At 47.3% G+C, this 13,653-nt stretch carries 8 protein-coding genes and 2 pseudogenes; 6 read left to right on the top strand and 4 right to left on the bottom strand.

Annotation, left to right across the window (positions count from 1 at the left end; translation table 11 throughout):
* Window positions 1-82 precede the first annotated feature (82 nt).
* Window positions 83-2,593 carry a diguanylate cyclase gene (locus NDA06_RS04910; protein WP_190984542.1) on the top strand — a complete coding sequence of 837 codons (2,511 nt, stop codon included), beginning with the start codon at window positions 83-85 and terminating at the stop codon, window positions 2,591-2,593.
* Here NDA06_RS04910 and NDA06_RS04905 read toward each other — a convergent pair.
* From NDA06_RS04905 to NDA06_RS04895, 3 genes are all read right to left on the bottom strand, one after another.
* Window positions 2,590-3,342, bottom strand: a complete 753-nt coding sequence (locus tag NDA06_RS04905) for a DUF1995 family protein (RefSeq protein WP_190413407.1) — start codon at window positions 3,340-3,342, stop codon at window positions 2,590-2,592. The genes NDA06_RS04910 and NDA06_RS04905 overlap by 4 nt on opposite strands.
* Window positions 3,343-3,572: 230 nt before the next feature.
* Complete coding sequence (locus tag NDA06_RS04900) at window positions 3,573-4,763, bottom strand: cysteine desulfurase family protein (protein WP_190984541.1); 1,191 nt, start codon at window positions 4,761-4,763, stop codon at window positions 3,573-3,575.
* Between the two features lie 66 nt (window positions 4,764-4,829).
* Complete coding sequence (locus NDA06_RS04895) at window positions 4,830-5,210, bottom strand: hypothetical protein (RefSeq protein WP_190413403.1); 381 nt, start codon at window positions 5,208-5,210, stop codon at window positions 4,830-4,832.
* 332 nt (window positions 5,211-5,542) lie between these two features.
* Here NDA06_RS04895 and NDA06_RS04890 point away from each other — a divergent pair, with 332 nt between their 5' ends.
* Both NDA06_RS04890 and NDA06_RS04885 read left to right on the top strand, forming a co-directional pair.
* Window positions 5,543-7,255, top strand: coding sequence for a phospholipase D-like domain-containing protein (locus NDA06_RS04890; RefSeq protein WP_347276985.1), 1,713 nt, complete (start codon window positions 5,543-5,545; stop codon window positions 7,253-7,255).
* A gap of 106 nt (window positions 7,256-7,361) precedes the next feature.
* Window positions 7,362-8,993, top strand: a complete 1,632-nt coding sequence (locus NDA06_RS04885; RefSeq protein ID WP_190984540.1) for a cyclic peptide export ABC transporter — start codon at window positions 7,362-7,364, stop codon at window positions 8,991-8,993.
* Between the two features lie 155 nt (window positions 8,994-9,148).
* Here NDA06_RS04885 and NDA06_RS04880 read toward each other — a convergent pair whose 3' ends face one another.
* Complete coding sequence (locus tag NDA06_RS04880) at window positions 9,149-10,618, bottom strand: hypothetical protein (protein ID WP_190984539.1); 1,470 nt, start codon at window positions 10,616-10,618, stop codon at window positions 9,149-9,151.
* Window positions 10,619-11,011: 393 nt separating this feature from the next.
* Between NDA06_RS04880 and NDA06_RS04875 the strand changes: the two are divergent.
* From NDA06_RS04875 to NDA06_RS04865, 3 genes and pseudogenes are all read left to right on the top strand, one after another.
* A pseudogene (locus NDA06_RS04875) lies at window positions 11,012-12,028 on the top strand (aromatic ring-hydroxylating dioxygenase subunit alpha); the annotation flags it as partial.
* 275 nt (window positions 12,029-12,303) lie between these two features.
* Window positions 12,304-13,152: an SDR family oxidoreductase gene (locus tag NDA06_RS04870; protein WP_190984537.1), complete on the top strand. Its 849-nt coding sequence runs from the start codon at window positions 12,304-12,306 to the stop codon at window positions 13,150-13,152.
* Window positions 13,149-13,653: pseudogene (locus NDA06_RS04865) on the top strand (ferritin-like domain-containing protein); the annotation flags it as partial. The gene NDA06_RS04870 and the pseudogene NDA06_RS04865, both read left to right, overlap by 4 nt.

Genomic DNA, 13,653 nt, shown 5'->3' with positions numbered 1-13,653 from the left:
CATCATTTGCTCAGGGGATCGCTTGGCTACTGTTCTTGTGGAGAGGGGTATTTTTGCGCCAATGGTATTAGGAGTGTAGGAAATGAACCCTCATCAATTAGTACCCTGGGATGACAGTTCTCAGGCAACAACTCCTCGCGGACAGTTAGAGCATTTTGAAGAGCTAGTTGCAGCATTAATAGATCAACCGATCCAGACGAAGGAACAACTCCAAAAAGAGATTCTCTCACGACAAAGGTTTGAAACAGCGTTAAGCGAAAGTGAGAGACGATTCCGCGCTATTTTTAATCAAACATCCCAATTTATCGCGCTACTGCAATCAGACGGGATTGTCCTAGAAGCCAATCAGACGGCGCTAAACTTTGGTGGAATCACTGCAAGTGATGTAATAGGTTGTTTTTTTTGGGAAGCGCCGTGGTGGAGCGTTTCGCCAGAGATCCAGGAACGTTTAAAATGCGCGATCGCTCAAGCAGCAGCCGGAGAAATCGTGAGTTACGAAGTTGAGATGCGGGGTGTTGGAGAGACTGTCGCCACCTTTGACTTCTCGTTGAAGATTTTGAAGGTGGAAACAGAGTTTGTTGAGGCACAGCATAAGCTACCTTTATTGATTGCCGAAGGTCAGAATATTACCGAGTGCAAACACTCAGAAAACCAGCTTACCCTGTGCAATCTAGAACGGCTAACGCTATACAAAATTTCAGAAATCGCGCAGGGGACTCAATCTCTTTACACTGCATTTCAAGAGATTGTTGAAGAAATTAGCATTGATACTGGTTTTCCGATTATCACCATCGAACTTTATGACGAAGCAAGGCAAATGATGGTATTTGCAGGGCTAAAAGGAGTTCCCTTGCCTGCGGACACAACTGTTCTTGAGGTGCCGGTAGACCAGACAGTTTCGGGGAGTGTGGTTCGCACGGGTCAACCTGTCGTGAAGACGGAGCTTTCGCAGTCAGCCAAGAATAGTAACTTTAATAAAATATTCTCGCAGTCAGAGATTAAAACTTTCATTTGTATGCCGATGATCGTCAACCAACGGTCGATCGGAGTTTTAAGTTTAGCCCATCGGGAAATCGTTCAATGCAATGATTCATTCCTGAAATGGATTGGAAGTTTGGCTAATTCTATTGCTTCCCTAACCGAGCGCAAGCAGGCAGAGCAAGCACTACGGGAAAACGAAGCGAGGTATCGTCGAATTGTCGAAACCACCGTTGAAGGGATCTGGGTTCTCGATCCAGAGGGGAATACAGCTTTTGTGAATAACCAGATGGCACAAATGCTAGGACTAACAGCCGCTCAAATGTTAGGCAAGCCTTTGTTTGCTTTTATGGATGACGAAGGTTGCGCGATCGCAGAAGCTTTAATAGAACGTCGCCGCCAAGGAATTAAAGAACAACATGACTTTAAATTCTGCCGTCAGGATGGCTCCGCGCTGTGGGCAATTGTTTCTACCAATCCCATCTTCGATCAAGCGGGGAAATATGCGGGAGTCCTGGGAATGGTCACGGATATCACCCAGCGAAAAGCTACTGAAGAGGCATTATTGCAGCAGGCAAAGCGGGAGTCGTTGATTCGGGTAATTACTCACCAAATCCGTCAATCTCTGAAGCTGGAGGAGATTCTCAACACGACGGTGACAGAAGTGCGACAATTTCTTGCCTGCGACCGGGTAGTCATTTTCCGCTTTCATCCAGACTGGAGTGGCGTTATCGCAGTTGAGTCGGTCGATTCTCGGTGGACGCCAATTTTAGGCTCGACGATGACAGACCATTGCTTTGCACAAACTTATGTGGAGCCTTACAAAAACGGTCGGATTCTAGCGATTGAAGATATTTATACGGCAAAGATAAGTCCGTGTCACATTGATTTACTGGCTCAGTTTCAGGTGAGAGCAAACTTGGTGGTTCCCATCCTCCAAGGCGAGGATTTGTGGGGATTATTGATTGCTCATCATTGTTCGCAACCGCGACAGTGGCAGCAGCTAGAGATTAATTTACTCCAAGAATTAGCAACACAGGCGGGAATCGCGATTAAACAAGCCCAACTTTATCAACAGTTGGAGGAAGCGAATCAGGAGTTGCAGCGCCTTGCCGTTTTAGATGGCTTGACTCAGGTAGCGAATCGCCGTTGCTTTGACCAGTATCTGAATAGTGAGTGGCAGCGGCTGGTGCGAGAGCAAGCACCCTTATCCTTAATTTTGGGCGATATCGATTTTTTTAAACTCTACAACGATACTTACGGTCATCAAGCGGGAGATGAATGTTTAAAGGCAGTGGCGAGTGCGATTCGGCGTGCAGTGAAGCGTTCGACGGATTTAGTGGCTCGTTACGGCGGAGAAGAATTTGCGATAATTTTGCCGTATACCGTAGTTGAGGGAGCAATCCGAGTTGCTGAGCAAATCCGCGCTGAAGTGAAGGCGTTAGCGATCGCGCACGTTAATTCTCAAGCTAGTCAGCAGATATCGCTCAGTTTGGGCATTGCTAGTGTAGTTCCGACTTTAGAATCCTCACCAGCAATGCTGATTTCCGCAGCAGATACCACTCTCTATCAGGCAAAAGCCGCAGGGCGCGATCGCTATTACGCACACAATTAACGGCTCAGGGTACGAATGAACCGTTGTAAATTGGTGAACAATCCAGGTTTTTTCGGCGCTGCGGTGTCGCTGCTGCGGTTGCTGGGATTGGCGGCGTCCTTACCCTGAGTAGTTCCTGCCAGGATGTTGTCAAGTTCTTCGCCCACGGGTTTTGTAGAAACTTCGGCAATCAGCTGATAGTTGTCCTTGGTTTCCTGCCAAACTTGCCAGGGGGACGGGTAGCAGCGAAGCACCGCAGCACCGTCAAGGGGTCTGAGATAGTAACTAGATTCCAGGGTAGTCAGGAAGCGATCGCGCAATTGTCGTCCCGCGTAGCCAATGCCAATAATAGCGGCGTCTTCTAGATTAGGGTTGAGGAGAACAACCGGGCGATCGCCTGCTGCTTCGCACAGTTTTTCGACTTGCAAGACTTCTACTGCGGAAGGTTCAACGAACAAGAAAACCCGATCTTCTGGGTGAATTTTCTCATCTACGGACGCTCGGCTACTGCCAATATCTGTAATTTTAAAGGGTACTTGTCCCCAGTCGCGGCGGGCAAGGGCAGCTGCCCCAGCGTCGGGAAAGAAAACTTTCAACTCCGATGCCATCTCCTCAAAGGCTTCGATAAATTGCAAGGCGACGGGCATCGGTTTGAGTTCTGGGAAGACTAACTCGACCTTGATGCGGGTGTAACCATTGGCGATCGCAGCTTGGGTTGCTTCACGGGATTGCGCGATCGCTTCTTCTAGTGATTTGGGAAGTTCTGCCATCTCGAAAATTGTTGAATTTAAGTGGATTCAGCCAAAATGTCAAATTGATTAAAAAACCTCTTTCTAACCCTCTCCTAAGAGGAAAGGGGACAAGAGAAAGAATGTTTTAATTGTGTCGGGATTGCTGCTTGCCTCCGTTAGGAACGCGCAGTACGGGAAGGAGGTTGGGGATTCGGTTTAATCTTGTCGTTAATGATTCCCACCTACTGATTACTGTGAGTCGTTAGCATTCAAAATTCTAAACTCAAAACTCGCTCCGGCTGAAAGCTATTCTTGGAAACAGGCATCAATCGCTCTAAAACTTGCTTCAGCACCATTGCCGCCCAGTCTACATCAGCTTCCTCTGTGTCCCGTCCCAGGGTGAAGCGAATGCCTCCCAAGGCAACTGCATCGCTGTATCCCATTGCCAGCAAGATGGGGCTGGGGCTGAGTTTGCCGCTGTGACAGGCGGAACCCGCACTGATGGCAATTCCAGCCAGGTTCATCTGCCGCACCAAGGTTTTTCCGGTGACTTTTTCACTCTCACCGATGACGCTGAAACTGACGTGGTGGGGTAGCCGATGCTGCCTGTCGCCAGTAGGGATGAGGTGGGGAACATCCGCTAAATGGGAAAATAAGCGATCGCGCAATGTTGTCAATCTCGGCGTCTCTGTTACCAATTCTTGCGCCGCTAACTCAGCTGCCACGCCAAAACCAGCAATCACCGGAACCGCCTGAGTCCCGGAACGCAGTTTTATTTCTTGCCCTCCCCCGCACAATAAAGGCGCTAACTCTACACCAGGGCGGACATAAACCGCACCCGCGCCCTGAATGCCATAGATTTTGTGGCTGGAAAGAGAAAGCATATCCACTGGCAGCCGCTGCACGTCAATCGGTAAGCGTCCAGCGACTTGGACGGCATCGGTGTGAAACAACACCCCGTGAGAGTGGGCAATCTTGCCCAATTCCTCTATCGGTTGTAGCGTGCCGACTTCGCTTTGCCCGTAAATAATCGAAACTAAGACTGTATTCGGTTGCAGCGCCTTTTCTAAATCGGTGGGATTCACCCGTCCTTTAGTATCTACCGGCAACCGCGTCACCTGCCAACCCCACAACTCTAATAAACGCGCCGGTTCTGACACGGCTGAATGCTCGACGCTGGAGATAATGATATGCTGGGGCGTCCTGTAGCTGCGGGCAACCCCCATAATCGCCAGATTGTCTGCCTCGGTGCCGCCAGAAGTGAAGATAATCGACTCAGCCGGTGCGTTAATGAGTCCAGCGACCTGAATTCTTGCCAGTTCCAGAACCGTTGCTGCCCGTTGCCCCCACTCGTGCAAGCTGGAAGGATTGCCCCACTGCTCGGTGAGGACAGTTTGCATGGTTGCGATCGCTTCTGGGCGAGTGGGCGTAGTAGCACTATAATCCAGATAAATTTGCATGGTTGATTAAGCGACAGGCTGTCTCTTCTTTCAGCATATAGCGCCTCTCGCTAGAGCGTCTCTCACCTAACTACCCGGTTTGCAGACGTTATATTCTTCGTGAGACATGACTTCTTCTGGCACCAGCTTCGTCCCGCAGTCGCGGCAAATCATCCGGTAGTCGCGGCTCAAAGGGATACTAATAATCAAGCGGTTGTGGCGCATCCGCTTGCCCCTAAATTCTATATAGTTCCGGCTACCCTCCAATCTAGCGATGATGGCACGCGCCTTCACTACCAAATGAGCGGGAAGATGTCTTAAATTAATCGGATCGAGTGAAAAAGATTCTTCCCACTCCTGTTTTTCCTGTTTTCTTTGAATCCAGGTGGCGCGTTCTTGAACGCAGCGATGGCAGGTTTGACCATGACCTTTGTGACCGCACGAAAACGTTTTTTTTCTGGTTGGCATAAAAAATAGTGGTGTGGCTTGGTGCCTCCCACCCCCACAAAGCTTTTATCCTGTGGAAACTCTCCGCCGTGGGCGGTTGGACAAGATCGAATATTTTGTCCGCTTGCAGTTTATGTTAATGCAAGAGGGGCAAGTCTTTGAGAATCGTTTTCGCTTGCTGACGAAAAATCGGTGATGACACCACGAATCCGTCAGGTTATCGTGTGGGTGATGAAAGAAATTTATGCTTCGATGACGTAAAAAAGGGATGGCGAGTTCGCCTATCCTCTGTATCTATCAGCATCTATCAGCGAATCCAACTTCCCGTGCATCTTCTTTTTTCCCCGCCGACAATCCGTCTGGGTTTCACGTTACTGCTGGCGCTAACTCTCGGCGCGTGTCAGCGAGTGCAGTCGCAGAATTCCCGTCTCACGCCTCTGCCGCAAGATCCTTTTGTCCAGGTATATTTCAACCACGCCCAAACAGCAGAATATACTGAACCTTACCGCCAGCAACGACGACAGGGAGATGATTTAGAGCAACAGATTGTCGATGCGATCTCGTCTGCTAAATCCAGCGTTGATGTGGCGGTGCAAGAGTTGCGCTTACCAAAGATTGCACAGGCGCTAGTGGATCGCAAGAAAGCTGGGGTAAAAGTTCGGGTAATTTTAGAAAATACCTACAGTCGTCCTCTCAGTGCGATCGCTCCAGCAGAGTTAGCGAAACTGCCACAACGAGAACAGCAACGCTATCAAGAATTTCTCAAATTAGTAGACCGCAACAGCGATAATCAGCTCAGTCCAGCGGAAATTAACCAAGGAGATGCCTTGGTCATGTTACGCAACGCGGGTATTCCGACAATTGACGATACGGCTGACGGTTCTAAAGGTAGCAGCCTGATGCATCACAAATTTGTGATCGTCGATAACGCAAAACTTATCGTGACTTCCGCTAACTTTACAACGTCGGATATTCACGGTGATTTTGCCAAGCCTACCAGTTTGGGCAATGCCAACAACTTGCTGAAAATCGATAGTCCGGAGTTGGCAACCCTTTTCACCCAAGAGTTTAACGCGATGTGGGGCGATGGCCCAGGAGGCAATCCGGATAGTAAATTTGGCATCAAAAAGCCCTATCGATCCCCACAGCAAGTCAAGCTTGTCAATACCACCGTCACCGTCCAGTTTTCTCCAACTTCGACCACTCAACCCTGGAACCAAACCAGTAACGGCTTAATTGGCAAAATCTTAAGTACCGCTGTCCAAAGTGTTGATATGGCGCTTTTTGTTTTTTCCGATCAGCATTTAGCGAATATTTTGGAAACCGACCATCAAAATGGGGTGCAGGTACGGGCTTTAATCGACCCCGATTTTGTCTATCGTCCCTACAGCGAAGCTTTGGACATGATGGGGCTTGCCTTGAGCAATCAATGCAAGTATGAGGTTGATAACCGCCCCTGGCAAGAACCGATTACCACAGTTGGCGTGCCATTACTGCCAAAGGGCGATTTGTTGCATCACAAATTTGGGGTAGTGGATAAAAAAAACGTCATCACTGGCTCCCACAACTGGTCAGAAGCCGCCAATAGCGGCAATGATGAGACGGTGTTAGTCATTGAAAGTCCGACTGTTGCTGCCCATTATGAGCGCGAATTTGACCGCCTTTATAAGAATGCTGTGTTAGGTGTTCCTGATGGGATTGGGCAGAAAATACAAGCACAACAGAAACAATGTTCCCAGTTAACAACCACGTCTCAACCCTCCCAAACCACTCCAACTGCCAATCCAAAAGCCAAACTTCCGATTCAAAAGGCGCAACCACCGAAAAGTCTCTCTAATTCTCCTCAATCCTCGATTCCTAGCCCTAAGTCCGATCCCTATCTGGTCAACCTCAATACTGCAACTCAAGAAGAAATCGAGGCATTGCCTGGAGTTGGGCCAAAATTAGCGCAACGCATTATTGAGGCGCGTCAGCAGAAATCTTTTACCTCGTTACAAGACCTTGACAAAGTGCCAGGAGTTGGCCCCAGCTTACTTGAGAAATTAAGCGATCGCGTGACTTGGTAGCAACTGCTTCTTCTTTCCGGATAAAGACAATTTGCCGACGGTAACGACAATTGGACTAAGCATCTGACAGGATAGTGCTGGTCTTTATCTACTGGGGTGTTGTTACATGAAGCTGATTCGCCTTCTCCTCAAAAATTCTTGGGTAACAGTCATTCTGGCTGCATTGACAGGTCTTCTCAGTGGTGGGAGTAGTGCGGGTCTAATAGCCCTGATTAACCTCACCTTAAGAGATATTCAACTACCAACAACGACCCTGGCTTGGAGCTTTGTTAGTTTGTGCTTTCTTCTGTTTGTGACGATGACTGCGTCCCAAGTCCTGATTGCCCGATTAGCAGAGGAGGTCATCTTCAATCTGCGAATGCTATTAAATCAACGCATTCTGGCTTGTCCCTTGCGTCACTTAGAAGAAATTGGCTCCTCCCGGCTTTTAGCTACCCTTACAGAAGATATTGAGGTAATTTCTAGCGCTTCTATTTCTGTTTCTGGACTATTTGTAAATGTCGCTATTTTAGTAGCGTGCCTGCTCTATTTGAGCTGGCTATCTGTACCTCTATTCTTTTTCATCCTAGGTTTCATGGCGTTAGGAATCTTGAGTCATACTCTACTGGTGACGAAGGGTAGGGATTCTTTCAAGCTTTCCCGCGAAGTGCGAGATAGGTTATACGAGCATTTTCGGACTACCACGGAGGGGACGAAGGAACTCAAGCTGCACCACTCTAGACGCCAAGCGTTTCTCTCTCAAGACCTCCAGGCTGCCGCTGCATCTTCGCGCCATTACCGAGTTGCGGCAATGAGTATTTTCGCTTTTGCTGGAAGTTGGGGGCTACTGTTGTTCTTCGTCCCCATTGGGTTGCTGATTTTTGGTTTACCTTTACTAAGAAATATTCCTGTTTCTGTTCTATCCGGCTACGCCTTAACAATCGTATTTATGATTACTCCGTTGCGGGGGATTTTAAACACTCTTCCCGATTTAAGTAGAGCGAATGTTGCTTTAGATAAGATTGAATCGCTTGGCTTATCGTTGGTAGCCCAGAGAACTGAGGAGCATCTAACAACGACGCTAGATTCACAGATTGAGTGGAGTTCTTTAAAATTAGTGGGAGTGACTCATGCTTACCGTGGCGAACGGGAAGAACATCGCTTCATTTTGGGACCACTCGACGTAACTTTTCATCGTGGAGAATTAGTGTTTATTGTGGGTGGGAACGGGAGTGGCAAATCTACTCTTGTGAAGCTGCTAGTTGGACTCTATATTCCGGAATCAGGAGAAATTCAATTTGACGGTAAAGCGATTACAGATAAAAATCGCGAGTGGTATCGCCAACAGTTTTCAGTTGTTTTCTCTGACTTCTATCTCTTCAACCGTCTTCTAGGATTAGACACTCCATCGCTAACTACCCAAACCCAAAAGTATTTAGAAAAGCTGGAATTAGATCGTAAAGTGCAGGTAAAAGACGGTATCCTTTCCACTACTGCCTTATCCCAAGGACAGCGCAAGCGTCTTGCTTTATTAACGGCGTATTTGGAAGATCGTCCTATTTATATATTTGACGAATGGGCGTCAGATCAAGACCCAGTCTTCAAGGAAGTTTTTTACACGCAACTGTTGCCAGAGTTAAAAAGTAGAGGTAAAACGGTTCTGGTTGTTAGTCACGATGACCGCTATTTTGAAGTTGCCGATAGGATTGTGAAGTTGGATTATGGGAAAGTGCAATATGATAAAAGCTTACATGGTTGATGGGATTTTTTCTTAAACTCTTACTTGTAATTCGGAACCCCACCCCAGCCCTCCCCGTTCACGGGTAGGAGGAAATATGCTTCTTTCTCGTTTATGAGAGAATTGAAAGAATTTTCGTAAGTAAAGATGAGGGTAATTTTTTTTATCCTTTATAATTACTGATTAACAATTCCTCTTTGTTTGATAGTGTTCTCTGTGTTCTGAGATAAATCAGGCCAAGGTAAAAAATTCAGCCGGAGAATACGTTTATTCGGAACGTTGTCCCAAGCGCTAAAAACGCGCTTCCAATCATCAAGAAATTCGGGTTGAACTTGCCCTAAGGTTTTTACTAAAGAGTAATAGACGCGATCGCTTACTGCTTCATCGGATGTGACGCCTTGCCGAACTTCCAAATCGAACTCTAGATACTGTTGATCTTCTTCGTAAACAATTCGGGCGCGGTATAGTCCGGTGAGAATATCGTTGAGTTCTTCGCATTTTACCGCTGCATCCAACATATATTCGGTCAGATTAGTACCTAAAAGAATTAAACAACTATCTGAGCGACCCGTGACTGCTAAAATATTTGGAAGCCAAGGGCTAGATTTTGCAATAATCTTAACTAAAGCTTCATCCTGAGAATCTAGCTTGTCCGAAGTAAGAATTGTTTTTCTTAATTTGCTCCAACTATATAAGGCAACACGGTCGTAGAGAATGTAGCGCACTAGCGGAATTCCTTGCCAACGAGTTACGCAAAAGTGACCATCAACAAGTTCCACAAAAGTGTCAGAAGCAATGAAATGAAAGAAGTGAGGAATGGGAGATTCTAGACCTAGCGAATTAGCAAGTTTCTGGTTACGATACAGTAGTTTTCGCAAAGCGATCGAAGCGAGAGATTCAGTTCCCAGTCCCCCAGTATCGGCGCTGGCGTACATGGAAAACATAAATGGAATATCTTCTGCTATCCCCGCCCGATTTTGCAAAGAAGTGCGGATACTTTCTGGAAAAGGTTCACCAATTACGATGTATCTTAATTTTTCTAATGGAAGCGATTGCTTTTGCTCACTTGCCTTTAGATGAAGATGCGCGATCGCAGATGGTACAATCAATAGAATAATCTGATCTACCAATTGGTTCATCTTGCAGATCATTTCAATAATATCATCTTGCTGGATACCTGGGCAGAATACCCAGAAAGGATAAGGCGTATTCGCTGCCATATTATTTAACGCCCAGGAAAACGATACTCCTCCGAGAGAACTTCCTAAGCTAAGTCCAACAATTGCCAGCGTTTTTTTCTTGTGTACAGCAAAGGTTCGTTCCAGAAATATCCGGGTTTTAAGACCGACAAAACGGCTATTTGATTTTAGAATAGGCCAATAAAATGAGTTTCCGGATGATCCGGAAGAACGAGCGATCGCATAAATTTTATCAGCATTATCTGCTAGCAATTCCTCGAATGGATAAGCTAAAGCATAGGATTTTTTGTCTGACAAAGGTAGCTGGTTAAATGGAACTCGTGCTTTAATTCCTTGAGTTTCTAAAAACTGTTTGTAAGCGGGTACGGCTCGTTGGGCACGTTGATACACTCTTTGGGCTAATCTTTTCGAGCCTAAAGAGTTTTTTATAAATGATTGAAATTTCATAGGTTAGTGCTAAAGAAGTTGGAGAATTTTCTTTTTTTACGAACCGCGAAGGCGCGAAGGGCGCGAAGGAAAGAGAAAAAAGAGAAGAGGGATCTATAAATAAGTCTTAAATTTCTAACGCTAAACGCAGACTACTATAAGACAAACTAAAAGTTGAACAATTTTTAGATGGTGCTTAATGAAATATGGAATGAATTAAATTAGATTGAAACAAAAATTTATTAAACTAAGTCATAAATTCCAGAGCTTTGCAAATTCTTAGTGTAATAAAGAAATAGGAACCCCAAACTGATTTTAGGGTTGGATGGAGGCGGGAAACTTCCCTATGTCAAGCTTTCTAGATCGGCACATTCACGCAGGCGTGAAGTTTTGAACGTTATTAGTATATAAATTATGGTGAATTTTAATTTGCAAGCGTCTAATTCTCTTCGCAAAACCCAAACTTTTAACAATCCCGATCGCTTTATTGAGGGATGGTACTGGGCAATTCCCTCTCACAATCTCAAGGTGGGTGAGGTAAAGCCTGTAACCCTTTTGGGGAGGGAACTGGCGATATATCGGGGCGAGGACGGGAAAGCGATCGCTCTCGATGCATATTGCCCGCACATGGGCGCACACCTTGCCGAGGGAAAAGTCGAAGGCAACGGGATTCGCTGTTTTTTCCACAATTGGAAGTATGACCAAGTGGGAAAGTGTATCGATATTCCGTGTTTGGAAAAGCCGCTTCCAGCGAAGGTGCAAAGTTGGCCTACGGCGGAAAAGTACGGAATGGTATGGGTTTGGACTGGAGAAGCGCCACGACAGCCTTTGCCGTGTCCTCCAGAACTCAAAGACGAAGAATGCGATGCGGCGATCGCGTCTCGCTTTGTGAAGAACTGTCACCCCAACGTGGTGATGATCAACGCTATCGACGCCCAACACTTCAATACCGTTCACAACCTGCCACTGAAAATAGTGTTCGAGAAGCAGGAAGACGGAAACGCGATCGCCTTCAGTAACACCACGCGGGGAGGGGACGAATCTCTGTTTGTAAAACTAATCCGCCCCTTATATAAAAATGAAGTTACTTATAGTATGTGCTACTGGTACGGCAGCACTGGCACTGTGACACTTGGGCCAGACTTCCTCCATTTCTACATCATGTTTGCCCTTCGCCTCACCGAAGCCGGAAAAACTGAAGGACAGACTTTATTAATTACTAAGAAGCGTCCGGGTGTACTCGGCTGGATGTTTAACCGAATCGTGCTTTGGCTGACGAAAATGGTGGGGAATTACTTTGCCAAAGGAGACACCCAAGTTTTCCAAACGATTAAGTTTGACTTTCAGACTCCGACGAAAGAGGATAAGTCGATTATCCAGTTCATCCAGCACGTCGAGAAACAGAGAGCGATCGCGTGGGGAACTTGGGAGGCGGCTTTGCCGGAGGAGGAGCATCGGCAATATGATTTGAATAAGGCAGACCTAACCTCCCAACCCCATTCCCTGCAAGGGAAGGAGGTGCAAGACTCCCCTGTTCTCGCAGCAGAAGGTCCGGGAAGCCGAGAGGTAAAGGAGAATTCTTCCTCAGTCCTCAGTCCTCCCTCCTCAACACCCAGTCCTCAGCCCTCAGTCCTCAGTCCTCCCTCCTCAGCACTCAGTCCTCAGTCCTCAGTCCTTCCTCCTCTCTCCCTAACCACGGAGGCGAGATGAGTTCTGTATTGATTACAGGCTGTTCGTCCGGCTTTGGTCGGGCTATGGTTGATGAGTTTCTTCGGCGGGGTTGGCACGTCATTGGTACGATGCGGAACGCGCAACAGCGACGGGAGATCCTCACGGAATCCCTAGAAAAATATAGCGATCGCTTGACGATTCTCAGTCTGGAAATCACCGAATCCAGCCAACGAGATGCCGTAGTTGAAGCAGTTCGCCAAAGAGGGCGGCTGGATTGTTTGGTAAATAATGCAGGCTACAGGTTCTACGGCGCTTTGGAGGATTTGAGCGAGGAGCAAATCCGCCGTCAATTTGAGGTAAATTTCTTCGGTGCGGTGTTCCTGACTCGCGCTTTGCTTCCGTTGATTCGGGAAGCACAGGGAACCCTGATTTTTATCTCCTCCACCTTCGGCTTTACGGGCTTTCCCTTAACCTCGGCTCATTGCGCCAGCAAGTATGCTCTGGAAGGCTTAGCAGAGAGTCTTTATTACGAGCTTGAGTCCCACGGGGTTCGTGTCGCCTTGGTAGAACCTGGAGCCAGCAAGACGACGAATAATGGCAAGAATATGAGTTGGGGGGAAGGAAACGCTGAAACTTATCGAATCCAGACGGAAAATTACCGGAGGCTGAATCAGCGAGTTATCTCAACGGCTCAGGATAATACGCATCTGGTCGCCAAACGGGTTGCTGATATTGCCGAAGGAAGCGATCGCCAACTCCGCCGTCGAGTCGGCTGGGATGCCCATTTTACCCATATTTATCAACAAATCTTGCCAGATAGGTTGCGCCTACCGTTATCAAAAATGATTTATCGACGGCTATTTATGGGGAGACAAAGCCGATGAATCAATACCAAAAAACAGCAGGCTTCGATTTGCCCCATATCCCATCTGACGACAAGCTGCATCGCGTACTCTCCTCAGCCTTGAAGAGTCGGCTGGGTGACGATCCGATTTCCCCAGAATTTATGAGCAATTCCTACTGGGACGCCGCTCACTTTGGTCTTGAGAAAGTCAAGATTTTCCAAGATTCTAGCCAACAAGAGCAAGCAGAAATCCTGCGGCGATGCAGTAGCGGGCTTCTAGAAGAAGCCTATTTCATCGAAAAAGCCGGAGTCGGTTACATGGCAAAAATGGTGCTGCTGGCAGAAACCACCGAGGAGCGAATGCTCTACGCACTCTTCAGCTCCGACGAAGTGACTCACCTTGCCCAGATTAGTCGCTTTTTGCCGGAAAAAGACCTCCTGGGGACAGACGACCCCTTCTTGCGCTTCCTGGCAGATTTGGTGGAAACCCAGGATAAAACAGTCCTGCTATTTGTGCTTCAGGTAGTGCTGGAGGGGTGGG

This window comes from Trichocoleus sp. ST-U1 (assembly GCF_039961835.1).
Lineage (GTDB): Bacteria > Cyanobacteriota > Cyanobacteriia > Cyanobacteriales > FACHB-T130 > FACHB-T130.
The sequence above is the reverse complement of the archived record's forward strand: the minus strand, read 5'-3'. Positions and strand labels throughout refer to the sequence as shown.

What these genes read in the sequence shown, in the direction of transcription:
- NDA06_RS04895 (WP_190413403.1), bottom strand. Translation starts at nt 5,210, where the DNA reads ATGCCAACCAGAAAAAAAACGTTTTCGTGCGGTCACAAAGGTCATGGT.
- NDA06_RS04905 (WP_190413407.1), bottom strand. Translation starts at nt 3,342, where the DNA reads ATGGCAGAACTTCCCAAATCACTAGAAGAAGCGATCGCGCAATCCCGT.
- NDA06_RS04870 (WP_190984537.1), top strand. Translation starts at nt 12,304, where the DNA reads ATGAGTTCTGTATTGATTACAGGCTGTTCGTCCGGCTTTGGTCGGGCT.
- NDA06_RS04880 (WP_190984539.1), bottom strand. Translation starts at nt 10,618, where the DNA reads ATGAAATTTCAATCATTTATAAAAAACTCTTTAGGCTCGAAAAGATTA.
- NDA06_RS04900 (WP_190984541.1), bottom strand. Translation starts at nt 4,763, where the DNA reads ATGCAAATTTATCTGGATTATAGTGCTACTACGCCCACTCGCCCAGAA.
- NDA06_RS04910 (WP_190984542.1), top strand. Translation starts at nt 83, where the DNA reads ATGAACCCTCATCAATTAGTACCCTGGGATGACAGTTCTCAGGCAACA.
- NDA06_RS04885 (WP_190984540.1), top strand. Translation starts at nt 7,362, where the DNA reads ATGAAGCTGATTCGCCTTCTCCTCAAAAATTCTTGGGTAACAGTCATT.